This is a genomic window from Alcanivorax profundi (assembly GCF_003597125.1).
Classification (GTDB): domain Bacteria; phylum Pseudomonadota; class Gammaproteobacteria; order Pseudomonadales; family Alcanivoracaceae; genus Alcanivorax; species Alcanivorax profundi.
Window position 1 is genome coordinate 95029 of record NZ_QYYA01000001.1, and the last position, 26378, is coordinate 121406.

Sequence of the window (26378 nt, forward strand, 5' to 3'; positions counted from 1 at the left end):
TATGTTGGCTCAGATCCGCGCTCACTTTACCTCCGGGGGAATCCGTTCAATAAATGAAAACAGGCATGATATAGGGATTACCCAAGGGAATCATGGCCCATTCCTCTTCTAATCAGGGACACCCATAAATTGGCGAATATCCTACACTCTTTGCAGCTAGTCTCTGATGTGTAACTGTTCATGTGGTCAGTAATCTGTGGTCATGGAAACGCAAGGAGGCAACCCATGACCCGCGCCCGCTATACGCAGGTTTCGCTAGAATCAACGCCTTACTATCACTGCATCTGCCGCTGTGTACGTCGCGCCTTTCTGTGTGGCAAGGACCTCTACTCCGGACAGGATTATGAACACCGCCGTCAGTGGGTGGTGGATCGGCTGTCAGTTCTGGTGGAGGTGTTTGCCATTGATCTGTATGCCTATGCGGTGATGTCCAATCACTACCACCTTGTGCTGCGCATCAACCAAAAGAAGGCGCTGTCGTGGACAGAGGAAGAGGTGGCGGCACGCTGGATGCAGCTGTTCAGCGGACCACTGATCGTGAAACGGTGGTTGGCAGGGAAGTTGGATGAAGCCGAAGCGCTGAAAGCGCGTGAAATTGTTGCTCAATGGCGAGAGCGCCTCTATGACCTTGGCTGGTTCATGAAGTGCGTGAATGAATACCTTGCCCGCCGCGCCAACGAAGAAGATTGCTGCAAAGGCCGGTTTTGGGAAAGCCGTTACAAGTGTCAGGCCCTGCTGGATGAAAAAGCGTTGCTTCAGTGCATGGCCTATGTGGACTTAAATCCCGTCCGGGCAGAGATGGCGGCCAACCCGGAAGAGTCGGACTACACCTCCATCCAGCAGTGCTCGCAGGCGCTCCATCACGCAGCTGGGGCGAGAAAGAAACCGTCTCTTATGACTCTGGTTGATGCCCACACGATTGAAGCAGATGAAGAAGAAACTGTATGCCGATTCAGATTGATGGATTATCTGGAATTAGTGGATAGCACGGGTAGGGCGGTACGGGGTGACAAGCGAGGAGCGATATCCCACCAGGCAGCGGGAGTGTTGGATCGGCTGGGTATTGATGAGGTTGCATGGCTGTCCCATATGCGGCCAAGAAAGCGACACCAGCCTGTTGCTGTTGGGGCGCTTGATAAACTGAAAGCGTTCGCGGAAACGACGGGGCGAAAATGGGTTTGGAGGCAGAGTCTTGAAGGATGGTAATGTATTGTTGGGTGATTGAATTTATGCGTGTCCCCTAAAGGCCTCTAAAGGCCCCTCGATAAAGGCAGCTTCTGAAAGATATGCTACAGGGCCAATTTTAAAGTTCGTTGGTGGAAAGTTGATTCCTGGCTATGGAAATGTCATGACCTTGGTTGGCCTTGGAGGTGTGGCAGGGTGTGTGGGCGGAGTTTTATAATGAATTTTTGTACCATATACGCTTTCATTAGTACGTTTTTTTTGGCTTTCGGGTTTGTTCTTCAGTTTTACTATCTTTTTGTGGCTACATTCTTTGACGATACTAGATTATTTTGGGTTAGCTTTTTTGTCATGGCTGCTTCAGCACTGAATTTTTATGTTTTCTATTTGTTTTGCTAACAGACGAGCCCAGTAGGGGATGCGCATCTATCCGTAAGACATCAGTAGGGGACACGCATCAATTAATGGACTTCCTACACAAATCGTAGTGTCGATCTGATTATTTTCTGTCCGTAAGGTCAGTATCGTTGGGTCGTGGAAGAGCAAGGAGGCTAACCATGACCCGCGCCCGCTATACCCAATTACCCTTGGATTTTACGTCTTACTACCACTGCGTCTGCCGCTGTGTTCGGCAGTTCTCTTGGTTGTCTATACCGATCATCCGTATCCGCCCAATTCAGGCCGCAGGTGTGAGGTTTGGCATAGCAAACTATCAAGGTCTTTCCTCAAGCAACTAGAATCAACCTAAACACACCCATGCACCATTAGCGTATGCTGGCTCAGGTCCGCTCTCATGCTCACTCAGTGACTGAAAATCAAAAGGACGCGCAGCGCGCGTCCTCATCCTTGTTAATCAGGGTGAACAAGCCGCATCCGGCAGTTGATTGATCCACTCACGGATCAGGGCAACGCCTTCTTGATGGATCACACTGCGGCCCAGTTCCGGCATCTTGTGTCGTGGGTCGGTGGTGTTCATGCGGAACAACAGGTAGGACTCCTCCGCTGCGCCGGGGACGACATCGCCCAGGGGGTAATCCGGGCTGCCACCGGCAACCGGAATCTTGCAGGCGCCGAACCGGGTCGGGTCATCTGCGTATTCGCGGTTGTATTCCATCTGCAAACCACTGCTGCCGGCCGGGCCTGCGTACAGGGGCTCAGGCAGGGTCAGTTCGGAGCGGTGACAGTGGGCACAGTTGATGTCCAGATAGGCCTTGGCGGCATCATGCAGGGCTTCCGGCGCCAGCAGTGCGGGGTCCTGGGCGTTGCTGAAGAGCGGTGCTTGTGACACCTCGCTCATGGATTCAGGCAAACCCTCCAACACACCCTGTTCTTCCCAGTAAGCCAGCTGGTTCCTGTTGTAGCCTTCATAGTCGAAGTCTTTGTTCAGGTACCGGGCCTTTGGACCGATGGGTTTGAAGATCGGTTGACGCTGATCCTCCGAGCCTTGCAGCAGCGGTACCACCGAGTGACAGGAGGTACAGGAGGAGGCCTTGGGCACCGCATAGGTGAAGGTCAGTGTCTGACCGTTATGCTGCGTGGTCATGTTCTCGACGCTTTTGCCAGCGATGGCCAAAGACGCATCTGCTTCCGAGTCCCAGTAATAAGGGCGTGCGACCCAGCCGTTGTCACGGTGAATCAGCAGGCGAGTTTCGATGATGGTTTCGTTCTCGCCACGGTTGGCAGTGTCCGCCGGCATGGCAAAAGTTTTCACCAGCACGGTGCCCACGGGGAAATCGAAGGCTTCGTGTTCACTGTAGGTGGCTTTTTCTCCTTCAGGAATGAACACAAACCGGTATTTGCTCGCGTAGTCCGTGAATAGCGGGGTGGACAGGTCATAGGGAATGCCGCCGGTGTTCGGGTTCCGGGTCGGGTCGCTACTGTCCGCGAACAAGTTGTAGTCCGACAGTTTGGGGCAGTTCTCGCTCAGCAGGGCGCCCCAGTTCACGCCTGATCGGGTGCCACCGCAGTCAGCGGTTTCTGATGGCTCATCGGGAGTGCCGGGTACATAGTTGACGTCATCATCCTTGTTGATGGTGAGCCCGTCTTTACCGATGTCGACATCACAGGCTGCGAGAGCAGACACCGCTATTGCAAAGACCAGGGCCTTGCGTGCTGGGTTGCTAAATTTTGAGTTGCTCATGGTAACCACTCACTCAATCAATTCTCGTTGCGCATGGTGTGGCTGATTAGAGGCGAACGTTGGTTCGCCTCCTGCACATGCCAGCGGGATTAAAGTGCGCATGCCGCTTCAGAAAGGTCATCGCCAGTGCAGCCATAGACCACACCGTTGATGCTGGCGGTGGAGGGTGGCAGGCGATTGTGCGCGCAGTTCAGGAGTGAGGAGCCGATCATGGGCTCGATCAGCAAGCTGGGAACGGGGGCAGTGAAACCTGCATTCCAGTTGTTGGGGTCTAATGGGTCGGTGCCGAAAACCTGGCCGGTGTTAACGTCGTCGTAGCTCGTGGCCGGGTTGCCGTTGACATTATCGTTGGCACAGATCTGGTCTTCCTGGCCGTAGGGCTGATAGCTCACACCGTCTGCCTCAGCTTGAGAGCCAGCGGGAATGAAGTCCTGAAACGCTACCAGTTGCCCCGCATTGGCGAGCAGTTCGCCCACACCATCATAAAGAATGGCGGGGAATACCTGGGCCATGCCGCTAGCGTTATACGGGGAGGTATAACCGTTGATAATGTCGACCAGCAGGGATCCCTGGGGGTTGGTGCCGTTGCGCGCGATAAAATTATTGTGCGCATAAACGTTGCGGACCAGCGGGGTCCAGCCATTGGTCATGGCCTGCCCATACTTGCTGGGGTAATTGGCCAGGTCATCGTCAGCGAGGAGATAGCTGGCAATGGCGATGGCGGTGGTTTCGTTATCGGTGATGTCGTTGTTATAAATTTCCACATCGCTGGTGGCAAACACCAGGATGCCAGTACCCGGAGGTGCAATGCCTACCGCACCGGCTCCGACATTGGGAGCATTGTTGGCATAGGCGGTGTTATTGAAGACACGGACATTGCCACCATAGGCATTGGTCAGGCCTGGCAGGTCAAATACCAGGATCCCCGCGGTATTCCCGGTAGCCATGTTGTTATACACATCGGCATTGATGGTGTTTTCGACTTCGATCCCGGCGACGTTTCGCACGGCAACATTGTCACGAATGACCACATCCCTGGACTGGCCGACATAAATACCTGCATCTGCAGAGCCCGCAGCATAGTTGTTTTCCAGCAGGACATTCTGGGATTGCAGCGGATACAGGCCATAGGCGCCATTATCCGATTCCAGCGGTCCTTCCCAGACGGTGGCGGTGTAAGCGAAATGCACGCCGCTGGCGTTGGTCACCTTGATGGCGTTCTTGTTGGATTCATACACGCCAAAGTCACGGATGGTCAGGTTGGTGCCGCCTTCAAAGCGGATGGAGTCATCACCGGTGGAATTGCTGAAATCCAGCTTGGTCGCTTCGATTCCGTGACCGGTCAAGACGACGCCGCTAGCGCTGTTGATCGTGATGGTTTCCGAGACCGTAAATTCGCCTTTGGGCAGTACTACGACGGCATTTTGCGGTATTTCAAACAGTGCGACTAATAGCGCTTCGGTAATATCATCGCCTTGCTGGGCGTCCGGGGCGACAAAGATTGCGTCACAGGGGAAGGTAAAGCCCGAGGTGCTTCCCCCTGCCTCACAGGTGTCGACTGTGCCGGAATTGCCGCTGTCCCCAGAGCTTTTTGTCTGGGTGATTTCGTCCCCATCGTTCACTTCAATACAGCCAGACAGCAACAGTGAGCTGGATAACAATCCAGCGGCAATGGCCGGGATTGCTTTTCGGCCGGTGCGGTTCTTCATCATGATCGTTTCTCCCGATTTATCGTTATAACGCCCGGAAGCCCTAAGGCGTTGGTGCTAAGAAAAACAACCTACCCGCGTCTGGGAGAGCGACCCAAAGACAAGTGCTGTGCAAACCTGAAAAGTGCTGTGCAATACCTGACAAGGGTTATGCAAAAGTTGAAATTGGGCTGATCAAATTCTTCAACTGACTGTATTTAAAAAGGTTTTCAGATGGGCTCTGAGAGTGATCAGAATCAGGTGTTCGGCGTGAAAACGGCGGTTGGGGAGGGCGGCCGTCAGGCTGCAAGGCTATTTGGGTTGCTGGCTCTGGCGATATTCTGTGGGGGTTTGCTGTTTGATATCTTTGAAGGCCCGGTTGAATGAGCTCAGGGTTCGGTAGCCGATATCCAGCGCGATGTTTTGAATGGGGGTTTCGGGTTCGGTGACAAGCCGCTCACAGGCTTCTTCGATTCGCATCTGATTCACGTAGTCGTTGAAGTTGCGATAGTTGAACGTCACATTGATGATCGCCCGGACCCGGTATTCCGGCAGGGACATTCGGTTCGCCAGCATTTTCAGGGTCAATTTCTCGGTCCGGTAGAAGTGTTCCTCTTCCATGATTTGCTTGAGCTGAGCTGCCATCGCCAGGGGCAGCTCTTCTTTGGGCTCGGGCGCTGTTTCGACAACAACAGGGAGCGGTTCAGCTTTGGTATCGTCCGGGCTGGCAGGGGAGCGCTGCAGATCGAGCAACACGCCTTCCTGTCCTTTGAGTAAAAGGAAGCCCACCAGCAGGGTCGCAACGCCTACCGTTCCGGCCACCAGTTGACCGGTATCCAGCCCGTGATTCAGTGAGACGGTTACGCACAGCAGGGTTGCGCCGACGGACACCAGCAGGGCGATGCGCAGTTTTCGTCTGCCCTCGACCAGATCGTTGCGCCAGTGCGCAGCGGTAATCCACAAGCCGCAGAGAATCAGAAGGTACTCGGCGAATTGGGGAATCTTGAAACCCAGCCCGTGTAGCCACCAGGCCGCGTCAGGATCCGCCGCACCGAAGGGCCGACTCAAGGCTGGAGGAATAAAACTGTACAGGGCCAGGGCTACCCAGGCCCGGTGCGCTTTTGCTTCAGGCTTGGGGGAAAAGGCAAGCAAGCACAACAACCAGAATGCGGCAGGCAAGGTTGTCATCACGTCGCCCAGCAGCCACTGGAATTCGGGTTCTGCAACACGGCTCAGCAGGAAGGCGGCGGCGGCGATCAGCACCCAAAGAAAGACCTTGCCGACCAGCAGGTGTCTGAAGTCGCGCAGGACCACCAGAAACACAACCGCAAGGCAGCCCAGACTGAAGCCAGTGAGTAGTTGCATGCTCACTCAATCATTTACTCGTTCTTGTGGAGCGCCAGAATAGCACCAAACACGCTCGCGAATCTTTCCGTGCTTCCGGGAAAACGGTGGGCTTATCGTTTTATGTGGCCAGTGGTTGGTACGGCATTGAGGGTAGATTCGGGCAGGCAGCTCGCTGTGAGCCAATCACTGTTTGCGTTGTAAATACGCCTTGGCTGCCCGGTGCCCACTACAGTCTGAGCACACGATCATACCAAGCGTGGTGCTGCCAGCGAACCGCGCGTTGGCTATGGTCAGGCCTGATGTCAGGCTTTTCTTTGAAACGAAAATACGGCAGCAACCTCGAGCCTTGGCGTGTGCGATAGCGGTGTGATGATTGTCAACAGTACCTCCAGCAATAGCAGGCATTGGCCAAGGGGCATTGCTATGCCGTGAATGGCAACGATTGCCAGTCCGGCCTGCTATTGCAGCGTTGGGGAATGCTCTTGCTGGTTCGTGAGTGCCTGGCTGACATGCCGGGTGCTCAGGCCTAACCGGTGCAGCGTATGCATGATTTCCAGCCGGGTCTGGCCTTTGCCCCGCGTCAGGGCCTGCTGCCGTTCCTGGCTTAGGTTGGGTTGCGCCAGGGCATGGGTGAGGCTGGAGTGAGCCTTTTGTAGCGCGGCCAGGGCGCCATGGTGATGGCCTTGAAGGCGGTACAGATCTGCCAGGTTCTGGTAGCCCACGACCAGGGCGGCAACGATTTCTTCCGGGTCCAGCCAGTGCTGGAGCAGGGTGTTGGCCCGTTCGCAGGCGCTCAGGTAATGGCGCTCAGCGGTGTCGTAGTGGCCCTGGCCAAAGGCCGCGTTGCCTGCCTGGGTATCAAACTTCCACTTTTCCATGTGGCTCTCCTGATGGTCGACACCGGCAATAACCGGAGATGTTGTTATTGTTGATAATCATTATCAAATGATGGTCGCGCAACCCGATAACGGTTTCAAGGAAAATTTTCGCTCTGTGCTGGCCCCAGCTGAAACTGTGGGTTACGGATAGGTCGAAGGCGCCAGGCCTTTGACGTCTTTCCAGTCCACTTCGAACATTTCACCCGGCCCGGCATCCATGATGATGTAGAAGGGCTGTTTCGGCAGGGGGAATTGCAGGCGCGATTGCTTGTCCAGTTTGTCGTTCAACAGGATGGTGTTGTCGTAGTCCAGCACTGTCATGGCGATGCCATTGGCGGCGCTGCCGTCATGGAATTGGCCGGTGCAGGTAATGTCTGTGCCGGTGAGTTCACAGCGGCATACCGGGGTGTGGGCGATCGCCGGACCGCACAGCAGCAAGGTGACAATCAGGGCGGAAAACCGCGGGACGAATTTCATGGTCGCTCCTTGATAAAGGTGGCCAGGCTCGGCGACAGACGTTCGATGGCGAGTGGCTGATGGTGAAAAGTGCCGTCGTTGCCTTCCACCGTTAGCCACAGGTCATCGGCCAGGGTGGCAGCCACAGGGATGGGGATCTGTACGGTCTTTTCTTCGCCGCGACCAAAGAAGGCATTGCCAGCGGCGGTAGTGCTGCGTGGCTCGCGTACCTTGAGAAAGGCCTGGCGAATCTCGCCTTCGCAGCGCTCGCAGAAGCGGATCACGAACTGTTTCAGGGGCACGTCCAGGGCAAGAATGTCCGGTGCTGCCTGCTCTTTTTCTGCGATCACGAAGGTCCAGGGGCCGATCTCGCCGCTTAAGGCATCGTCTCGCAGCAGCGGCTTCTGGCCGGAGCCGGCCAGTTGCCAGGCGAATACGGTGAGCGGCAGGGCAATGACGGTCAGGGCCACGGCGATTTTTGCCGGGCCGGCCGGGACCGGGTCGGGGGCCACGGGAATGCGCGTTTTACCTGCGGCGTTTTTTCGCGCCGGGCGCTGGGGTTTGACCGGTTGCCAGGGCCAGCGGGGCAGGGCAAAGACCAGAGCGACACCGGCCAGGGACAGCCAGCCGAACCAGGTGACAGAGCCAATGCTGAAACGCCACTGCACCGTGGCAAGGATCAGGGCGGTACCAAGCAAGGCCCAGCCTGTTATTTTGGCAAGACGGGAGGCCTGCGCTGAAAGAGAGCGTTGCAACAGATGTTTGCTGTGCCGGGGCATGGCCAGTGCCAGGCAGGTAAAACCGGCAAAGGTGATCAGAAGTAGCGTCAAATTTAACAGGGTCATGCGCCACCTTCTGGCATCAGCCACAGGATCAACGGTGCACACGCCAGACTGCCGATCAATAAGCCCAGCCACACGGTGCGTAGCCGTTTGCTGCTGAAGGCCCAGATGATGATTAGCGCATACAAGATAAAACCGAGCATGGTGCTGGTAGCGATGGCTTCGGCCTGTGGCAGGGGCAAGATCAGCGACAGCAACAACAGCACCATCGATGAAAGCACATAGCCACCGACAAAGGCGGCCACAACCCGAGAGAAAACGGCCCATCGGTAGCGGGCGCTATCACTGAACATACGGTTACACAGGGCGCTCATACTGATGTCCCCTGACTAATGTCGGAGAGCCAGCGTCGTCGCACCTTGATGGCCATCCAGGCAAAGGCGGCTCCGAGGCCCAGCATGGTCAGATCAAAGCCGGCCAGTACCCACTCGCCGGCGGTGAGCGTCATGCCCAGGTGCTTGTCGGTGGTGAGCAGGTTCAGCAGCGGGATCAGCGCAAAGGCGGCTGCGGCCAGCCAGAGAATTTCCACCCAGGCCTTGCGGATATCCCGGAAGCAGGCGTAGAGGAAGGCTTCGCCCCATAATAAAAACAGCACATTGGCTTCCCAATTGGCGCGCTCGGCGAGATCCACCGGCAGCAGGCGGTTGGCCCAGAAGTAGCCAGCAACCCCCAGTGGCAAGCCGGCGATAGTGGCCACGTTGAGGGCTTCTATCAGCTGCATGTTGATGCTGTCGTGCCCTGGAAGGGTCTGGTGTCGTCGACGTTTCACGGTCCATAACACCAGACCGGTGGCGATCATGGCACAGCCCAGCAGTCCCGCAGCAAAATACAGCCAGCGCAGCCATGGGCCAGCAAAGCGGCCTTCGTGCAGGGCGGTGATGATTTGCCGGGTGCGGGAGGTGGTTGTGCCGTAGGGGCCCGTAGGCAAGGCCTCACCGGTGGTGGCGTTAAAGGCCAGTTTTTCGCCGTCGTACCAACGTAGCCGATCAATATGGATGCGCTGGATCTCCACCCGTGGACTCTCGCCGGTATCATGCTGGATAAAGACGGACTGGATTTGTTGTTCTCCCCAGGCTTGATCAGCCTTGGCCAGCATTGGGGCAAGGGTAGCCTGTGGCCGTGTGGCAGCCTGGTGATCATGGTTCTCTGCGTAGAGGTCGTCGAAGTAACGGTCGCGGCTTTCGCGGTCCGGTCCATACAGGGCGGCCATACCGGCAGGCATGTAGGTGGTGTCGAAGAACACCAGGCCGCTGTAGGTGATCATGATGAAGAACGGCAGGGCCATTACGCTGATCACATTGTGGGCATCCAGCCAGCTTCTCTGTCCCTTGCCCGGGCGGAAGGTGAAGAAATCCTTGAAGATCTTCTTGTGGGTAATGACCCCGGTGATGATGGCCATGAACATCAGCAGGGTGCAGATGCCCACCAGATAATAAGCCAGCAGCAAGTCCATGTAGTGCAGGCGATAGTGCATTTCATAGAGCAGCTCGCCGCCCCCGGTGGCTCGTACCGGGGGGCTTTCCTGATGTTCACCGGTGAGTGGATTGAGGGTGGCGTTGCCACGGGCACCATGGTCATGGCCGGGTTCGGGCAGATCTTCCCAGCGAATTTCAAAATTCTGCCAGCCTCGGTTGACCGGAGAGTAATGTGGCAGGGTGATTTGCCAGTGCGCGGCGTGGGGGGCTCGTTGTTCCAGCTGGTCCAGCGCCAGCGATATCATGGCGTCACGGCCGCTGGTTGGCAGGGCCTCTACCAACGGTCGTTCCGGTTCCATCCAGCGGGTGATTTCGTAGTGGAAATACCCGGCGGTGCCGGTCACAAACATGAAAAACAGCACCCAGCCCACCACCAGTCCGGTCCAGGTGTGCAGCCAGGCCATGCTTTGTCGGAAACCTTCTTTCATACCCCGCGGGATGACCTCGTATTATTGAATTGCTGATAAAAAACCGCCCCGACCGGCTGGCCGGGGCGTTGCTTGTCAAAGGAGCTTGCCCGAGGGCATATCAGGTTTGAGGCTGTTTTTTTCTTGCCCTCGTATCTCATAGACGAATGAGAAGAGAAAAAGGTGAAGACAATCCTGATTTTTTTTGTGGTTTTTGGATGGTTGCCGTCAATGCCGTTTGCAATGGCATGTTTTGTGGACAATGGATGTTGAATCCAGCGGCTCTCTGTCGCTGGATTGGCTGTGTGCAAGCTTCCATCGAAAACTGCTAGCAGGAGAGAATGGTCAGCTCCCTCGCAGATCAACAGGCCGTTTATACAGAGGATGTCGCAGGGTTGGCGTGGGAGCTGAAGGGCTGCTAACCCTGTTCCTTAACGTCATCCCGTTGTTTTACAGGCCGCCTTTGGTGAGCTTGGCCGGGTCAAGCAGGCGCTCCAGTTCCTCATGACTCAGGTCGGTGTTTTCTGCTGCCACTTCGACGATGGGGCGTCCTTCCTTGTAGGCCTGCTTGGCGATCTCAGCGGCTTTTAAATAGCCAATGAGGGGGTTGAGCGCAGTGACCAGAATCGGGTTGCGGGACAGGGCTTCGTTGAGCTTGTCCTCTCGCACGGTGAAGGTGGCGATGGCCTTGTCGGCCAGAAGGTGGCTGATGTTGGTCAGCAGCGCGATACTTTCCAGCAGGTTTTTCGCCACCAGCGGCAGCATGACATTCAATTCGAAGTTGCCGGATTGGCCTGCGACGGTGATGGTGCTGTCGTTGCCGATTACCTGGGCTGCCACCATGGTAGCGGCTTCTGGAATTACCGGGTTGACCTTGCCTGGCATGATGGAGGAGCCAGGCTGCAGCGCCTGTAGTTCAATTTCGCCCAGGCCAGCCAGTGGGCCGGAGTTCATCCAGCGGAGATCGTTGGCGATCTTCATGATGGAGACGGCGGTGGTTTTGAGCTGACCGGATACGGCCACGGCGATGTCCTGGGAGCCGATGTGGGTAAAGAAGTTCCTGGCGGGGGTAAAGGTGATCCCGATGTGTTCGCTGAGGCATTGGGCAAAAACGGCTGCAAAGTCCGGGTGGGCATTGATGCCTGTGCCTACGGCAGTGCCGCCCAGGGCCAGGCTCTGGATGCTCGGCTGCAGTTGTTTCAGATGCGTGATGTTGTGTTCGATTTGATCAGCCCAGGCATTGAGGCTCTGGCTCATGCGTACGGGCATGGCGTCCATCAAATGGGTGCGGCCGGTTTTCACATATTGGTCCACCTGCTCTGCTTTCTTGCGGGTGGTCTCCATCAGGTGGGTCAGGGCGGGGAGTAGCTGCTGTTCCAGCTCGATGGCGGCGCTGATATGGATGGTCGAGGGGATGATGTCGTTGCTGCTTTGGCCAGCGTTAATGTGGTCGTTGGCGCCTACATGGTTGCCGTAAATGCGGGTTGCCAGGGTGGCGAGTACCTCGTTGGCGTTCATGTTGGAGCTGGTGCCTGATCCGGTTTGGTACACGTCAACCGGGAAGTGTTGCATGAAATCACTGTCTATCAGGTCGTCTACTGCTTTGCGGATGGCATCGGCCATGTCTGATGGGATTTGTTCCAGTGCACCGTTGGCAGTGGCGGCGGCACGCTTGGCCAGTAGAAGGGCCCGAATGAAAGGCGCGGGCAGAGGTTGGCCACTGACCGGGAAGTTGTTCACGGCTCGTTGCGTTTGGGCGGCGTACAGCGCGTCTGCCGGGACGTGAAGTTCTCCCATGCTGTCTTTTTCAATACGAGTTTTGCTCATACGGTGCGATTCCTCTGGTGGCATCAGTTAGGGCTGCGCCCGGCAAATGTGTTGGACAGCGACGACCGTGTTGGCGCAGGTTTGCGGTTAACCTGCGTGGTGTCATTGGCGATTTCCTGAAGTGAGCCCGATGGAGTGACGATTTCGTCAAGATCCAGACAACGCTGATGGCGAAGGGAGGTGTCATCCATGAATGCGCCAAGCCGTAGTCAAGATTGTGCTTCCCAGCGGTTGCCGGTACAAGCGGCATAACACTGGACTTTGTCAGCGGCACACAACGCAGAAGGCAGCCCGGAGGCTGCCTTCGTTTCGACAACGGATTAACCTTGCATCAGAAGTTGTAGCGTACGTCCATGTTGATAGAGCGACCAGGTTCCAGCAGGGTTTCCACAGTAGGGAATTCCTGGCCGTAGCTGGCGCGTTCGGTGTATTCCTCGTTATTCAGGTTGTCTACAGACAGGCGAAGTGACAGGGCATCAATCGGTGTGTAGTTCACGTACACATCTACGACCGTGTAGCTATCCTGCTTTTCACCCAGACCGCGGGATTCGAGGTCGTCGTTTTCCAGAGCAATTTCTGTAGTCAGTCCCAGTGCCCATTGGGTGTTGGGCCAGTTCAGCTCACCGCTGATGGCAATCTGTTCACCCAAGGGGACGGTGAAGTAGTTGCCGTCATAGGAGGTGGCATACTCATCGTCCATTTTCGAATCGATGTCGGCATAGGTGATTGCCAGGCGTCCGCGCGGCGCGTTGTAGCCGAGAGTGGCATCAAAGCCGTCGATGTCGAAATCGGAGTACAGATCCGGGCCGCCACCCCAGGTGGGTACCCGGGCATCACGAATGCCGGTTTCGAACTGGTTGGCCGAGACAAAGAAGCCGTTCCAGTTGGCCTTGAAGCCGACGGTGTGGTTGTGGGCCTTCACCGGCATCATATCGCCATAAACCCAGGCGCCGTTGAGGATAAAGTTTTCGGCAAGAGCGGTACCGCCCCAGACATCGGCATAGCCAGCATTGATAGCAAAGTGCTCGTTGAAGTGGAATTCGGCGAACACATTGGAGCTGGTACCTTCGTCGTCGTGTTTGGAGTCGTCGGTGCCGGTGAAGTCTTGCTGGTCATAGCGCAGGCCGTAAGAGAGGTCCAGGCGCTGGAACAGGTTCTGACGGAACTGCACAAAGGCACCGGTGTTTTCAGCGCTTTCTTCCAGATCCGGGGCGCCGTCAAACTGGAACACCGCGCTGTCATCGTAGTAATCCAGGCCGGCGGTGATATCCACGAAACCGGTGTGGAAGGTGTTCTTGGCCGTAGCCGAGGTGCTTTCGGTAATGCCGGTATAGACCACGGTGGTGCTGGGTGCGGCCAATGGGTTCTCGCTGGTTTTCAGCTCGGTTTCATTGTTGGCAACGGTGATTTCCGGATTCCATAAACCACTGCCGGTGAGACGGCTGTATCCCAGCACGGTGTTCTGGCGGGTCAGGTCATAGTTGCGCGAATCCGGCACGGGACGCCCTGCGGTGAGACCGGAAAAGTTGGCGCGATAGGGGCGTTCGGAATCGTCATTGACCTGCTCGTGGCTCAATTCGATGCGGCCCATGTCTTCGTTTTCGTAGGCCAATTTGGCCAGGCCGCTGAGCAAGCCGGGCTCGGTGTAGGGGACGTTGTCGCCGTTGGCATCTTCGTAGTGGTTGCCTTCTACCTGCTTCACATAGCCGAGCGCTTCAAAGCCATTGCTGCGGCCGAACAGGGAGCCGGCAGTGGTTACTGCATCGCCGTTAGAGGCGTAGCGACCATGCAGAAATCCTCCCAGATTATCGCCGGGAGCAAGCATGTCAGCGACGTCGACGGTTTCATACTTCAGCGCGCCGCCCAGTGCGCCGGGACCATCGTCGGCAGCGGCGACACCGGCAGAGGCGCTGACAGATTTCAGTAGCGACGGATCAATCAAGGTGGTGGCGTTGTGGTGAAAGATTTTGTTGTTCTGGCGTGCGCCATCCACGGTCACCAGCAGGGCGGTTTCTTCCACGCCACGTACGTAGACTTTTTCGTTAATGGGGATGGAGCCACCCACAGATACAGACGCTTCGTTACGGAACAGGTCCTTGGTGTCCTGGGGCTGCAGCCGGGTGATGTCGGCATAATCGTAATCGACGATGTCTTGCGGGCTTTGCTGGGTCACGGTCACATTAACCGGGTCCAGGACATTGGCGGCGTTGTCGTCTGCACCACGCAGGGCAAAGGAACCATCGCTCTGGCGGCTGGCGGTCATACCGGTGCCGGAGAGCAGACGGGTAAGGGCTTCTTCTGGCGTATAGCTGCCTTGCAAGCCGGGGCTTTGTTTGCCCGCGGCGAGTTGCATGTCGCCAGCGATCAGTACGCCGGAGGCGCTGGAGAACTGGGTGAGGACGGTGTTCAGCGGACCGGCCGGAATATTGTATTGCTGCGCGCCGGCAAATTCTTCGGCATGGGCGGCCAGCGGCAAAGCCAGCGGCACACTCAGGCCCATGGCCAGGCTCAATGTCAGGGCGCGCATGGCGGCAGGGGTACGTTGAAAGCGTTTCACGGTATCTCCTCTTGTCAGTATGGGATGTCCCCGGCGCATCCTTGTGACGGGGTTTAACTGACATATCGAACAAGGCGGCTGAAAGCGGAAAATTTTTTTCAGGTTTTTTGTGCCGTTGAGCGAGTGGCCGATGGTTGCGGCAGGGTGGCAATCGGCGAATGCCGATCCTATCCGTCATCCTGACCACGCTGGCAGAGGTGGGCTCGCGCCCATATCCGCCCTAGGGTGTTGCGGGTGCGGGTTCGATGCGGGTCCACCACGGCAGGGGCTGGTCGATGCGGATCGGTAGTGCCTTCTCCAGCATGCCCAGTGCCTGCTCCGGATTGTCCAGCGGGAAGCCGCCAAACACACGCAGATCGGCCACCCGGGGTGACAGCTGGATATGGCCGTGTTGGTAACGCCCCAATGTATCAATCAGGTCTGCCAGACGGATGTCTTCGGCGATGATCCTTTTCTTGTGCCAGGCTTGCTGGCTCAGGCGTGCAGGTTCCGGTGGGGCGATGTGGCCCTGGCGGAAGCGGGTCTGTTCAAACCGCTTCACGACAGTGCGCTGCTGGTGCCGGGTGGTGATTTCCACGGCGCCTTCGTACACCGACAGGAAGGTTTCATGGTCGCCCCGGCGAACAGAAAAACGGGTACCCAGCGGGCGCAGTTCCCCCTGCGGGGTGTAGACCACCAGCGGGCGGGTGTCTGCTCCTGTCTGGATCAGTATCTCACCCCGAATCAACTGGATCTGACGCAGCGGGCCTTCCATGAAAGTGTCCACGGCGGAGTCGGTGTTGAGCCAAAGCTGAGTGCCGTCAGCCAGCGTCCACTGCTGAATGTCGCCCGTACCGGTGCGGTACTGCGCCTGCCAGGCTGCGGCGATTTGTGGCAGCGATGTCTGTTGCCAGCCGAACCAGCCCAGCCCCAGCGTGCCGAGTGCTGCGCCCATGCCCTTGATCATGGTGCGCCGTTGCAGCCGGTTGGTTCTGGCCTGTTGCAGGGTGGCTTCGGTGTGATCGGGGTGGTTGCCGGTGGCGGCACTGAATTGCTGTTCGATCCGCTCTACCAGCTGCCAGCCCAAAACGTGGTCCGGGTGTTGTTTCAGCCAGGTCAGCCAGCGCTGGTTATCCTTGGGGCTGGCATCGCCGGAACGCAGCAGGGCGAACCAGTCGGCGGCATCGCTGAGTACCTGATGGTCAATGTGGGCGTGGTCTGTCATCACGAGATACGTTTCTCAGCATTGCCAATCGTTTCTGCGGGAGAGTCGCCAAGGATGTGTCCTTCCAGTCGCGCCTGCAGGCGCAGGCAGGCAAGCATGGCTTTGGAAAGATAGTTGCGCACGGTGCGTTCTGAAACATTCAGCCGTTGGGCGATTTCACGGCCGGTAAGGCCATGCACCATGGATTGAAGGAAGGCGTCGGCCACGGGCTCGGGCAGGCGTCGCAGCATGGCATCCACTTCGATCAGGGCTTCCATGGCGGCGGTCTGTTGCTCGGCGGAGGGGGCTTCCTGCTCGGGATGGCTGGCCAGCGTATCCAGCCAGGCCTGCTCGATTTCGCGGCGTCGCCACAAGTCCACACACAGTCCCCGTGCCATCCGGCTCAAGTAGGCGCGGGCGGTGTACTGATTCAGGTACCGGGGTTTGGTGAGTAGACGAATAAAGGCGTCGTGCGCGAGGTCGGCGGCATCATCGGTATTGCCCAGCCGGCGCCGCAACACCTGGTGCAGCCAGCCGTGGTATTCGCTGTATAACGTTTCTACGGACAGGGAGTCCTGTATCGCCCCGGACATGATCACGCCCCCAGAGTCTGTGACCAAATAATGAACGGGCAGTCTAAATGGGAATGGGTATCATTACAATGGTCAATCGGGAGGCCATGATGGCACTGTTTGAGCGGCGTGTTGCCGCTTGCCTGCCAGGCTCGCTGAGGGAGCCCGGCAGGCGGCAGTGGATTACCAGCGATAATTGACGGTACCGAGCACACTTCGGGTTTCCCCGTAATAGCACTCACTGTCGTTGCAGTTAGACACGTATTCCTTGTCGGTCAGGTTGCGTGCATTAACGGCAAATTCCCACTGTCCAACCTCATAGCCGATCAGTGCATCAAACAAGGTGTAGTCGGGTATTTTGGCGGGTGATTCTTCATTGGCGCCAAGGGTCGAGCCGGTATAACGCGCTCCCGCTCCCAGTTTCATGCCAAATCGGAAGGTGTAGTCAGTCCACAGTGAAAATTGATGCTCCGCGTAGTTGAACGATCGCTTGCCAATCTCTGCCGGGTTGGCGCTATCGGTGGCATCGGCTTCCGGTGTCCAGCTGTAAGCGGCTTTGAGATCCATTCGGGTAAGGATTTCCAGGGTGGCTTCCAGTTCGATACCCCGGACAGTGACCTCGCCGGTATTGCGGGGGGCAAAGCTGGTGTCGTAAGTCACATAGTTCTGCCGCGCGAGATCGAAAGCCGCGATGCTGTAAGTGTTCCGGGTGCCTGGCGGCTGGTAGCGCATGCCGACTTCGTACTGTCGCCCTGTTTCCGGGTCGAAGGGGTTGCCGGTGGCCGGGTCCAGGGTGGCGGTCGGAGAAAAGGATTCGGAGTAACTGAGGTAGGGCGCCAGGCCGTTGTCTGCCAGGTAGACCAGTCCTGCTCGTCCACTGAAATGATCGTCTGATTGTTTTTCGCTTGCGCTGGCGAGTCGGTCATCGTTCTCAATGACGGCATGATCGAACCGCCCGCCCAGTGCGATCACCCAGCGGTCATCGAACTTGATTTGGTCTTGCAGATATACACCGGTTTGCTTGAGCACGGTGTTTGCATCGATGAAAGGTGCTGGTGTCAGTGTCACGTCGGCCCCATAGACCGGGTCGTATACGTCGATCGGTGCCACGGTTCCGCCCCAATACGCGACGGTGTCAAAATCGGAACGCTGATAATCAAGGCCAACTAGCAAGGTATGCTTCCAGCGTCCGGTAAGCCAGTTAGCTTCGAGCTGGTTGTCCAGCGTTAGCTGCTCGGCGGATTCGTTGCTGCCGAAGGGGGTGCGCGCCACCAGTCGGAAATTCTCCGCTGCACTGGGGTTGCCCGCGTTGACGGTGACGAATCGCGGGCTGTAGAAGGAACGATAACGGGTATCGAATTCACCGTAGCGGGCGTTCTGGCGAACGGTCCACGTGTCGTTGATGTGGTGCTCAAACAGGTATCCGACCATCCATTGTTCCTGGTTGTATCGACTGAAGTCGGGCTCACCCCAGAACGTTGAGGCGGAAATCTCGCCATTTGGGTTGGGTAGCAAGGTGCCCTGTACCGGGAAGTTGCTCCAGTTCGAGGCAACCTTCATATCCAGATATTCAGCCAACAGGGTCAGCTGTGTGTCGTTGGATGGGCGCCAGGTCAGTGCAGGGCCAATATAGGTACGGTCGTTGGGTAGGCCGTCCCCGACGGATAGCTCGGCATCTCTTTGCAAGGCCGTCAGGCGGTAGAGCCATTTCCCTTCGCTGTCTGCCGGTCCTGAGACATCTGCCGCAATTTGTTTGCGGTCATCGCTGCCAATCTGTGCGCTGATTTCCCCTCTGGCGGTGCGGGTTGGTCGTTTGCTTACCACATTGATCAGTCCGCCTGCGGAGTTTTGGCCATACAGTACGGAAGACGGGCCGCGCAGATATTCAATACGCTCAATGCCATAGTTTTCAGTTTGCCAGACGGCCCAGTTGCCGGTGTTACGTAACTGCAGGCCGTCCTGATAGAAGCCCGGGGAATAAGCGTCAAACCCGCGCAGGTATACCCAGTCATACTGTGAGTCGTTACCCCACGGGGTCGTGCTGACTCCCGGGGTATAGCTCAGTGCATCTTTGAGGGTGGTGGCGCCTGTCACTCTTACTTGATCGGCGGTGACGACGGAGATGGATTGTGGAATTTCAATGATGGGGGTGTCTGTCTTCGAGGCCGTTGCGCTGCGGGTGGCGGTAAAGCCTTCGACGGGACCATAGGCGGATTCGGCAACCGCGTCATCACTGACCACGACCGGTGCCAGTGTGACGGCATCTTTTGTTGCGCTCGTCAGGGTGACGGTGTTTTCACCATTAAAGTGAAACTGGATTCCCGAACCGGATAGCAGCTGCTGCAGACCTTCGCTGACGGTGTAGTCGCCTTTCAGCCCTTCGCTGGTTTTGTTGCGAGTCAGCTCGCCGGAACCGGTCAGGTAGAGGTTTGTTTGTTGCGCAAAACGGTTCAGGGCGCTGGACAGCGTACCGGCAGGAATATCAAAGCGGGTACGTTGCTGGCTCTCGCTGGCGGTTTGGGCATGGGCGGCCTGCGTTGACAGCATCGTTGCCGTCAACGTGGCGGCGACCATCCCGGTGACTACAAGTTGAGTGGTGAGTAACAAGCTGATGCTGCGGCGTGCACGGTGCGCAACATTCGGTAAATGACCAAGTGGCATTCTCAAGACTCCCTGAGGGGTTAATATTTCTCGCTCTTCCCTCTACACGGACGAGAAACAAAAAGGGGAAGCCTCAACAGGTTTTTTTTTCAGGAATAGATAGATTCACGGCTTGGGCTGTAATGTCACCCACCAAGGCAAATGCCGGGTTACCTGAATGGGGAGTGCGCTTTCCAGCATGGCGAGCGCATGGTCCGGCTTGTCGATGGGGTAGGTGCCTATCACATTCAGATTGGCGATCGTGGGGTCCACGGCCAGGTATCCGTGGCGATAACGACCGAGTTCTGTCACCAGGGTCTGTAGCGGAATCGCGTCAGCGATGATCAGGCCATGTTGCCAGGCCACCTGCGCAGTGTTTGCCTTGCCGGGAGGATCGATGTGGTGTCGGGTAAAGGTGGTTTTTTCCCCCGCTTTCAGGACAAGCCCGGGGCCGCCCGCTGTTCTGATTTCCACAGCCCCCTGGTAGACGGCTATCTGTGTCTGCCCATCGCCTTGATACACACTGAAGCGCGTGCCAAGCGCACGCAAGCGTCCTTCCTGAGTGGTGACCACAAAGGGTCGGTTGTGCGAGTCTGTACCGGTTTCAATCAAAATCTCGCCACGCTGCAATTGGATATTGCGCAGCTGATCATTGTAGATAACATCCACGGCGCTGGCGGTATTCAGCCACAGCTGTCCCCCATCAAGCAGACTAATCTGGCGCTGCTCTCCTGTGGCCGTGGAGTAATCGGCCCCCAGGCTGAGGGCAAGTTGGCGAGTCGCTTCTGGTATAGGGGTGTATCGCCAGGTGAACCAGGCGCCAACGCCAGCCAGGCCACTGCCCAACACTTTGCGTCGGCTGATCCGGCGGTTGCGCGTCTGCTCAAGGATGCGGTTGGCTCCTTCGCCGCCGGCTTGTTGTTTGGCCTGGAAAAATCGGTGGCCGACTTGCTCAACATATAACCAGGCTTGCTGATGCTGTGGGTCCTGATCGAACCAGGTCTGCCACTCTCGCTGTTCTTCCGGGGTTACGTTGTGATCCGCTAGCTGGGCAAACCATTCGGCCGCCTGCTGCAGGACGGGGTAGGGGGGAAGGTCGCGACTTGGCATTCACGTCACCGAATGGTGGTAACGGGCTTCGATTAGCATGCATTCCAGCATGGCCTTCGCCATGTAATTCTTGATAGTACGTTCCGACACGTTCAGCTTTACGGCGATCTTTTTGTAACTTAGACCCTCGATTTGGGAAAGGATGAAGGCTGCCGCCACTTTTTTGGGTAAACGCTGCAGCATCTCATCAATTTCGCAGAAGGTTTCCACAATAATGGCGTGTTCTTCTGGTGAAATGGCCAGAGGTTCAGGGCGAGAGGCAAGCACTTCAAGCCAGGCCTGTTCTACGGACTGTCGGCGCCAGAAATCGACGCAAAGTCGCCCGGCGACGGTACGCAGGTAGCTGCGGGGGGTACCCAGGTTATTCAGCTGCCGGGGGTGGGACAGGAGGCGCACGAAGGTATCTTGGGCCAAGTCAGCCGCCAATGAAGGGCAACCCAGGCGACGGCTAAGCCAATTCTGCAGCCATCCGTGATGCTCGCTATACAGCGTTTCCACTGACAGCGATTGTGGTGTCATCCCGGGCATACCCTTTTTTCCAGTGCGGTCAGGCAATAATGAAAGCGAATTCTAGATGGGAATGGGTATCATTACAATGTCAGCTGCGGCTGACGGCCAGAAGAGTCAGGTTTAACGGTTTTCCCCGGTGGTGCCAGAGGATGCTGGCGCCGATTTCCAGACCCAGCATTGCCGCGCCAGCGGCAGTGAGGATGGAAATGCCGTCAGCATAGTGCTCCAGTTCGCGGGGCATCACCAGAATGCGAACGTGCTCCTTGCCGGTGTCTTCGTTGCGGAACGTCAATTTGCTGCCGAGGCTGGCGACGTTGGCCGGTAGCATATCGGGGGCGACAACGGTTGCCCGCTCAAGCTCTCGATACAGAAACTCAATCTGCTCTGATTCGTCGTCGAGCCGCTCCAGCAACGCATAGAGCCGGTTCCTGTCCAGCTGGCTAACAGTAATCGGGGGTAGGGTGGTCATGATATTTTCCTGAGTATTAAGCCGAAAAGAGGGATGTGGGCTTCGCCGAACTCCCAGCATCACGGGCGTTCGGCGTCAGGAATGACGGGCAGGGGTGCTCACCGCTTGCAAAGACATGAAAGCGGAAAAGGAAAAGTTCAGGTCGCAAGGAGGGCGACGGTGAATCAAGCGGGTTGTCATGGGGCCAGATTAGCCGGTCGGTGTTTTTTGTCCAGTGGTGTTTTCGGTCAAGGCTGGGCAGGAAGGGCGACGTCGAGAGACTCGCCGGGTGGGGTATCTCTGCTTCCTGGAAACCGGTTACAGGCTTGTTCATGACTGGAGCGTCACTTACCAAATACAACCAATTCCATAGTGTTTTTTGCGGTAAAACCCGCATGATGGTCGGGGTGATCGGTGTGTATTCATAACAATAAGGAGCCTGTTAATGGCCAAGAAACTGTCCATCATGGATTCCGGCTGGCTGATGATGGAAACCCGGGAGACGCCCATGCATGTGGGGGGACTGGCCTTGTTTGCCATCCCCGAGGAGGCGCCGGCGGATTACATGGAAAGCATTTACCGTTATCTGGTGGATGTGGAGGGTATCTGTCGTCCGTTTAACCAGAAGATCCAGTCACACTTGCCGCTGCGAATGGACGCCGGTTGGGTGGAAGATACCTCGTTCGATATTGATTACCACGTTCGTCATTCTGCCTTGCCGCGGCCTGGGCGAGTGCGCGAGTTGCTGGCGCTGGTGTCGCGGTTGCATGCCCAGCGTCTGGACCCTGGCCGGCCGTTGTGGGAGAGCTACCTGATTGAAGGCCTGGAGGGAAACCGGTTTGCCCTCTACACCAAGATGCACCATTCCATGGTGGATGGGGTGGCCGGGATGTACCTGATGCAGTCGCGGCTGGCCACCAGCGCGCAGGATCGCCTGCCGGTGCCCTGGTCCGGCAAGTGGGAGGCCGGGCGCAAGCCACGCAAGAGTAGTGGTGCCCCTGCGGTGTCGGGCGTGAGCGGGATGAAAAACACCGTTAATAATCTGCGCCGGGGCAGTGGCCAGCTGGTGGATCTGTTGCGTCAGCCCCGCGATGGCAATGTGAAAACCATCTACCGGGCGCCCAAAACCCAGTTGAACCGACGTGTCACCGGCGCTCGCCGGTTTGCCGCGCAATCCTGGTCGCTACCTCGCATCAAGGCGGCGGCAAAACAGCATGGTGGTACCGTCAACGACATCTTTCTTGCCATGTGCGGTGGCGCACTGCGCCGCTACCTGTTGAGTCAGGACTCCCTGCCGGATGATCCGCTGGTGGCGCAGGTGCCGGTTGCGTTGCGTAGCGCAGACCAGGCGGCGGATGGTGGCAACGCGATTACTACGGTGCAGGTCAGTCTGGGAACCCATATCGACGATCCCCTGGCGCGCCTGGATGCCATTCAGGATTCCATGAAGGGGGTCAAATCCCGTCTGGGGGACATGCAGAAGGCAGAAATTGATGTCTATACGCTGCTCACCAATGTTCCGCTATCGTTAGGGCAGGTGACCGGACTTTCCGGGCGGGTGAGCCCCATGTTCAATCTGGTGATTTCCAATGTGCCAGGCCCAAAAGAGACGCTTTACCTGAATGGCGCCGAGATGCTTGCCACCTATCCGGTCTCGCTGGTGTTGCAGGGCTATGCCCTGAACATCACGGTGGTGAGTTACAAGGATAGTCTGGAGTTCGGGGTGATCGGGTGTCGCGACACGCTGCCGCATATTCAGCGTTTTCTGGATTATTTCGAAGCCTCTCTTGCAGAGCTGGAGAGCCAGGCGTAGCCCACGTGCAGCCAAATTGAGACAAATTGTATATTTTGTCCGTTTTGATCACGAGGCTCCTCTCAGTGTCATGGTGACTTGCCTGCGCGGTGCGTAACGTGGTGTGCATAACCCTTCGTTGATGAATGCGCGCAGGAGTGCACACCTTGGGCAAGAAGCTATCCATTTTTGATGCGGGTTTCCTGTTAATGGAAACCCGAGAAACCCCCATGCATATCGGCATGTTGCAGCTGTATGGTTTGCCGGATGATGCCCCGGCGGATTACATGGAGCAGGTGTACCGGCGCATGGTAGAGGTGGAAGGGATCTGCCGTCCGTTCAACCAGAAACTGCACTCCCGGGTGCCGGGGCGGCTCGATGCGTCCTGGATTACCGACCCCAATTTCGACATTGACTATCATGTTCGTCATTCGGCGTTGCCGCGACCTGGGCGGGTGCGTGAGCTTCTGGCGCTGGTGTCGCGTCTGCACGCCCAGCGTCTGGATCCCCGCCGGCCGCTGTGGGAGACCTATCTGATCGAAGGGCTGGAAGGGAATCGCTTTGCGGTCTACAACAAGATGCACCATTCCATGATGGACGGTGCTGGCGGCATGAACCTGCTGCAGTCGCGCATGGCCACCAGTCCGGATGATCATTTCCCGCCGCCCTGGTCTTCCGAGTGGAATACCCGACTGCCGCACAAGCGTAAAAAGAAGGGGCCGGCCCCGGCCGGGCTGGTGAAATCTCTGCGTAACCTGCAGCGTGGTACCGGGCAGTTTGTGGACCTGATGCGCCAGCCCAAAGAAAGCAATATCAAAACCATCTATCAGGCCCCCAAGACCGTTTTCAATCACCGGGTCACCGGGGCGCGACGCTTCGCCGCCCAGTCCTGGTCGCTGGAGCGCATCAAGGCCGCCGCCGAGAAGCACGACGGGACGGTCAACGATATCTTCCTGGCCATGTGTGGGGGTGCCATGCGCCGCTACCTGCTGTCGCTGGACAAGCTTCCCCATGATCCGCTGGTGGCTCAGGTGCCGGTGGCGCTGCGTTCGGCAGAGGAGGCGGGTGATGGCGGCAATGCCATTACCGCGGTGCAGGTGAGTCTGGGCACCCATCTGCATGATCCGCTGGAGCGTCTTGAAGCCATCAAGGATTCCATGAACGGCGTGAAGGGCCGGCTCAAATCCATGGAAAAAGCGGAGATCGATATCTTCACCATGATCTCCAACCTGCCGTTGTCGGTGGGGCAGATGACCGGGATTTCCGGGCGCATCAATCCGCTGTTCAATCTGGTGATTTCCAATGTGCCGGGGCCGAAGCAACCCTTGTACATGGGGGATGCGAAAATGCTGGCGTCGTATCCGGTGTCCCTGGTGATGCACGGTTATGCGCTCAACATCACCGTGTTCAGCTACTGTGACAGCCTGGAATTCGGCATCATCGCCTGCCGCGAAACCCTGCCCCGGATTCAGCGCATGCTGGATTATCTGGAAGAGTCGCTGGCAGAGCTGGAAGGCTGATTTGCAGGGGGGTGCCTTGATTCCTTGTGGGGCGACACCAAAATCGAAACCAGCCTCGACACAAAAAAAGAGCCCATTACGGGCTCTTTTTGGGTTCATCGCGGATTTCCGGGAACATCCCGATTCAATCCCCCTCTGCGTAGGAGCGTCGCTGGCGGCGCGATAGCCCAAATCTGAAAAACAAGCTTCTCCACAGAGGGCACAGAGCACACAGAGTGAAAGCCTGATTTTTCGGTGACTTCTGTGGTGAGACAGCTTTTGATCCTGGTCTTGGAATCGCGCCGCGAGCGACGCTCCTACGGAATGCTCTTTGCTATGAACCTCTTTTTTGGTGGGGGCGTCAGGCAATGGGCACAAAGTCTGCCTTGTCCCTCACTGCACATTCCGGGCAGGACCACTCTGCAGGAATCGCTTTCCATGCAGTGCCGGGCACAAAGCCTTCGCTCGGGTTGCCATGAATTTCATCATAAATATACCCGCAGTTGGTACAGCGATGACGGCTTGCCGACGCTGTTTCGTCAGCACGGTGTTGCGCTTGTGCAGGCTTCTCATTGGCAACGGTTTGCGGGCTGGAGGTGGCTGCGGCCTGCCACTTTCTGATCAGTTGCTCCCGTTTCGGGCCGTACAGGTGTGCCTTGCGGATATCGCCGTCATAGTGCTTTGCGACCCGCGGGTTCATGACCTTGAACCACAGCGGCGGGAAGTAGGCGAGGATCAGCATGGACGCATAACCTGACGGTAGCTGCGGCGATTCATCGAAGTGGCGCAGGGACTGGAAGCGTCGGGTCGGGTTGGCGTGATGATCGGAGTGACGCTGCAGTTGGTAGAGCAGCAGGTTGGTCACCACATTGTTGCTGTTCCAGGAGTGGCTGGGGGCGCAGCGCTCATAGCGCTGGGTGCGTTCGTCCCATTGACGAAGCAGGCCGTAGTGTTCCAGATAGTTCACCACTTCCAGCAAGGCCGCGCCGAAGAACGCCTGAATCAGCAGGAACGCCAGCGCGCCGGTGCCCAGCCACAGGGTCAGGGCGCCGAATAGCACCACGGTCATGGCCCAGGCGCGCAGGTTTTCGTTGTCAAAAGACCAGACCGACTTGCCCTGACGCGCCAGCCGTTCGCCTTCCAGTTCCCAGGCGGAGCGCAGGCTGCCAACCATGGTCCGGGGCAGAAAGGCATAGAAAGTTTCGCCCATGCGCGAGCTGGCTGGATCGCGGGGCGTGGCCACGTTTTTGTGGTGTCCGCGGTTGTGTTCCACAAAGAAGTGCCCGTAGGCCACCGGAGCCAGGGCGATCTTGGCCAGCCATTTTTCCAGATCGGCACGCTTGTGGCCGAGCTCATGGGCAGTGTTGATAGCGACCCCGTTGATGAGCCCGGCTGAGAATATCAGTGCAATGATGCTGGCGATGCTGATGTCACCACGGGTGGCGAGCCATACCGCCATGATGGTGTTGGCGTATTGGGCCGGGATGTAGGCATAGACGATGGCGCGGTAGTAGCGGTTGGCTTCGAGTTGAGCCACTGCGCTTTCCGGTGGGTTGTTGATGTCGGTGCCCACCAGCCAGTCCAGTAGCGGTAACACGGCGTAGAAAAACACCGGCATGAGCCAGTAAAGGGCTGGCTGTTCGAACAGGTAACCCGCCACAAGGCTGAGGAAACCCAGCAGGGGAAGAAAAGGGCTGGCCAGCCAGAGCAGGTATTTCTGGTCGGTCCACGGGGTGGGTGGTGCTGTGTGTTGGGCGTGGTTTGTCATCGTTGTTGGCCTCGCAAGTCACCGTTATTGGAAGAATCGGTGGAGGCAGAGTCCCAG

At 57.4% G+C, this 26378-nt stretch carries 21 protein-coding genes; 3 read left to right on the plus strand and 18 right to left on the minus strand.

Annotated features, from left to right (window positions below; translation table 11 throughout):
- The first annotated feature begins 225 nt into the window (after positions 1–225).
- A complete protein-coding gene (locus D4A39_RS00420; protein WP_119917300.1) occupies positions 226–1206 on the plus strand; it encodes a transposase in 981 nt (326 codons plus the stop codon).
- Between the two features lie 829 nt (positions 1207–2035).
- Here the strand turns inward: D4A39_RS00420 and D4A39_RS00430 are convergent.
- From D4A39_RS00430 to D4A39_RS00505, 17 genes are all read right to left on the minus strand, one after another.
- The gene (locus tag D4A39_RS00430) at positions 2036–3322 is read right to left on the minus strand and encodes an SO2930 family diheme c-type cytochrome (RefSeq protein WP_119917302.1); all 1287 of its coding nucleotides are present in this window, start codon (positions 3320–3322) and stop codon (positions 2036–2038) included.
- 89 nt (positions 3323–3411) lie between these two features.
- On the minus strand, positions 3412–5034 hold the full coding sequence (locus D4A39_RS00435) for a parallel beta-helix domain-containing protein (protein ID WP_119917303.1): 1623 nt from the start codon (positions 5032–5034) through the stop codon (positions 3412–3414).
- Positions 5035–5322: 288 nt separating this feature from the next.
- A complete protein-coding gene (locus D4A39_RS00440) occupies positions 5323–6375 on the minus strand; it encodes a helix-turn-helix domain-containing protein (protein WP_119917304.1) in 1053 nt (350 codons plus the stop codon).
- Positions 6376–6815: 440 nt separating this feature from the next.
- Positions 6816–7235, minus strand: coding sequence for a DUF2753 family protein (locus D4A39_RS00445; protein WP_022983905.1), 420 nt, complete (start codon positions 7233–7235; stop codon positions 6816–6818).
- A 141-nt stretch (positions 7236–7376) separates the two neighbouring features.
- A complete protein-coding gene (locus D4A39_RS00450; RefSeq protein ID WP_119917305.1) occupies positions 7377–7712 on the minus strand; it encodes a hypothetical protein in 336 nt (111 codons plus the stop codon).
- On the minus strand, positions 7709–8536 hold the full coding sequence (locus tag D4A39_RS00455; RefSeq protein WP_022983903.1) for a DUF3325 domain-containing protein: 828 nt from the start codon (positions 8534–8536) through the stop codon (positions 7709–7711). Before D4A39_RS00455 ends, D4A39_RS00450 begins: the two co-directional genes overlap by 4 nt.
- Positions 8533–8847 (minus strand): hypothetical protein, encoded by a 315-nt coding sequence (locus D4A39_RS00460; RefSeq protein WP_022983902.1) that lies wholly within the window; start codon positions 8845–8847, stop codon positions 8533–8535. Before D4A39_RS00460 ends, D4A39_RS00455 begins: the two co-directional genes overlap by 4 nt.
- The gene (locus D4A39_RS00465) at positions 8844–10436 is read right to left on the minus strand and encodes a PepSY-associated TM helix domain-containing protein (RefSeq protein WP_119917306.1); all 1593 of its coding nucleotides are present in this window, start codon (positions 10434–10436) and stop codon (positions 8844–8846) included. Before D4A39_RS00465 ends, D4A39_RS00460 begins: the two co-directional genes overlap by 4 nt.
- A gap of 429 nt (positions 10437–10865) precedes the next feature.
- Positions 10866–12242, minus strand: a complete 1377-nt coding sequence (locus tag D4A39_RS00470) for a class II fumarate hydratase (protein WP_022983900.1) — start codon at positions 12240–12242, stop codon at positions 10866–10868.
- 23 nt (positions 12243–12265) lie between these two features.
- A complete protein-coding gene (locus tag D4A39_RS17720; protein WP_158586905.1) occupies positions 12266–12433 on the minus strand; it encodes a hypothetical protein in 168 nt (55 codons plus the stop codon).
- A gap of 140 nt (positions 12434–12573) precedes the next feature.
- Positions 12574–14799: a TonB-dependent receptor gene (locus D4A39_RS00475; protein ID WP_233552375.1), complete on the minus strand. Its 2226-nt coding sequence runs from the start codon at positions 14797–14799 to the stop codon at positions 12574–12576.
- A 220-nt stretch (positions 14800–15019) separates the two neighbouring features.
- Entirely contained in the window at positions 15020–16003 is a 984-nt protein-coding gene (locus D4A39_RS00480; protein WP_022983898.1) for a FecR domain-containing protein, read from the minus strand.
- Positions 16003–16575: a sigma-70 family RNA polymerase sigma factor gene (locus D4A39_RS00485; protein WP_022983897.1), complete on the minus strand. Its 573-nt coding sequence runs from the start codon at positions 16573–16575 to the stop codon at positions 16003–16005. The genes D4A39_RS00480 and D4A39_RS00485 overlap by 1 nt, the downstream gene beginning before the upstream one ends.
- Before the next feature lie 162 nt (positions 16576–16737).
- On the minus strand, positions 16738–19215 hold the full coding sequence (locus D4A39_RS00490; RefSeq protein WP_119917307.1) for a TonB-dependent siderophore receptor: 2478 nt from the start codon (positions 19213–19215) through the stop codon (positions 16738–16740).
- Between the two features lie 105 nt (positions 19216–19320).
- Positions 19321–20304, minus strand: coding sequence for a FecR domain-containing protein (locus D4A39_RS00495; protein ID WP_119917308.1), 984 nt, complete (start codon positions 20302–20304; stop codon positions 19321–19323).
- Positions 20305–20832, minus strand: a complete 528-nt coding sequence (locus tag D4A39_RS00500; protein WP_022983894.1) for a sigma-70 family RNA polymerase sigma factor — start codon at positions 20830–20832, stop codon at positions 20305–20307.
- A 70-nt stretch (positions 20833–20902) separates the two neighbouring features.
- Positions 20903–21283 carry a GreA/GreB family elongation factor gene (locus tag D4A39_RS00505; protein ID WP_022983893.1) on the minus strand — a complete coding sequence of 127 codons (381 nt, stop codon included), beginning with the start codon at positions 21281–21283 and terminating at the stop codon, positions 20903–20905.
- A 424-nt stretch (positions 21284–21707) separates the two neighbouring features.
- Here D4A39_RS00505 and D4A39_RS00510 point away from each other — a divergent pair, with 424 nt between their 5' ends.
- Together D4A39_RS00510 and D4A39_RS00515 are read left to right on the plus strand one after the other, a co-directional pair.
- On the plus strand, positions 21708–23075 hold the full coding sequence (locus D4A39_RS00510; RefSeq protein WP_119917309.1) for a WS/DGAT/MGAT family O-acyltransferase: 1368 nt from the start codon (positions 21708–21710) through the stop codon (positions 23073–23075).
- A 146-nt stretch (positions 23076–23221) separates the two neighbouring features.
- Entirely contained in the window at positions 23222–24574 is a 1353-nt protein-coding gene (locus D4A39_RS00515; RefSeq protein WP_022983891.1) for a WS/DGAT/MGAT family O-acyltransferase, read from the plus strand.
- Between the two features lie 340 nt (positions 24575–24914).
- On the opposite strand, the gene D4A39_RS17930 is transcribed toward D4A39_RS00515, so the two are convergent.
- Positions 24915–26321 (minus strand): fatty acid desaturase, encoded by a 1407-nt coding sequence (locus D4A39_RS17930; protein WP_119917310.1) that lies wholly within the window; start codon positions 26319–26321, stop codon positions 24915–24917.
- Between the last annotated feature and the right edge of the window lie 57 nt (positions 26322–26378).

What these genes read in the sequence shown, in the direction of transcription:
- D4A39_RS00420 (WP_119917300.1), top strand. Translation starts at nt 226, where the DNA reads ATGACCCGCGCCCGCTATACGCAGGTTTCGCTAGAATCAACGCCTTAC.
- D4A39_RS00430 (WP_119917302.1), bottom strand. Translation starts at nt 3,322, where the DNA reads ATGAGCAACTCAAAATTTAGCAACCCAGCACGCAAGGCCCTGGTCTTT.
- D4A39_RS00435 (WP_119917303.1), bottom strand. Translation starts at nt 5,034, where the DNA reads ATGATGAAGAACCGCACCGGCCGAAAAGCAATCCCGGCCATTGCCGCT.
- D4A39_RS00440 (WP_119917304.1), bottom strand. Translation starts at nt 6,375, where the DNA reads ATGCAACTACTCACTGGCTTCAGTCTGGGCTGCCTTGCGGTTGTGTTT.
- D4A39_RS00445 (WP_022983905.1), bottom strand. Translation starts at nt 7,235, where the DNA reads ATGGAAAAGTGGAAGTTTGATACCCAGGCAGGCAACGCGGCCTTTGGC.
- D4A39_RS00450 (WP_119917305.1), bottom strand. Translation starts at nt 7,712, where the DNA reads ATGAAATTCGTCCCGCGGTTTTCCGCCCTGATTGTCACCTTGCTGCTG.
- D4A39_RS00455 (WP_022983903.1), bottom strand. Translation starts at nt 8,536, where the DNA reads ATGACCCTGTTAAATTTGACGCTACTTCTGATCACCTTTGCCGGTTTT.
- D4A39_RS00460 (WP_022983902.1), bottom strand. Translation starts at nt 8,847, where the DNA reads ATGAGCGCCCTGTGTAACCGTATGTTCAGTGATAGCGCCCGCTACCGA.
- D4A39_RS00465 (WP_119917306.1), bottom strand. Translation starts at nt 10,436, where the DNA reads ATGAAAGAAGGTTTCCGACAAAGCATGGCCTGGCTGCACACCTGGACC.
- D4A39_RS00470 (WP_022983900.1), bottom strand. Translation starts at nt 12,242, where the DNA reads ATGAGCAAAACTCGTATTGAAAAAGACAGCATGGGAGAACTTCACGTC.
- D4A39_RS17720 (WP_158586905.1), bottom strand. Translation starts at nt 12,433, where the DNA reads ATGGATGACACCTCCCTTCGCCATCAGCGTTGTCTGGATCTTGACGAA.
- D4A39_RS00480 (WP_022983898.1), bottom strand. Translation starts at nt 16,003, where the DNA reads ATGACAGACCACGCCCACATTGACCATCAGGTACTCAGCGATGCCGCC.
- D4A39_RS00485 (WP_022983897.1), bottom strand. Translation starts at nt 16,575, where the DNA reads ATGTCCGGGGCGATACAGGACTCCCTGTCCGTAGAAACGTTATACAGC.
- D4A39_RS00490 (WP_119917307.1), bottom strand. Translation starts at nt 19,215, where the DNA reads ATGCCACTTGGTCATTTACCGAATGTTGCGCACCGTGCACGCCGCAGC.
- D4A39_RS00495 (WP_119917308.1), bottom strand. Translation starts at nt 20,304, where the DNA reads ATGCCAAGTCGCGACCTTCCCCCCTACCCCGTCCTGCAGCAGGCGGCC.
- D4A39_RS00500 (WP_022983894.1), bottom strand. Translation starts at nt 20,832, where the DNA reads ATGCCCGGGATGACACCACAATCGCTGTCAGTGGAAACGCTGTATAGC.
- D4A39_RS00505 (WP_022983893.1), bottom strand. Translation starts at nt 21,283, where the DNA reads ATGACCACCCTACCCCCGATTACTGTTAGCCAGCTGGACAGGAACCGG.
- D4A39_RS00510 (WP_119917309.1), top strand. Translation starts at nt 21,708, where the DNA reads ATGGCCAAGAAACTGTCCATCATGGATTCCGGCTGGCTGATGATGGAA.
- D4A39_RS17930 (WP_119917310.1), bottom strand. Translation starts at nt 26,321, where the DNA reads ATGACAAACCACGCCCAACACACAGCACCACCCACCCCGTGGACCGAC.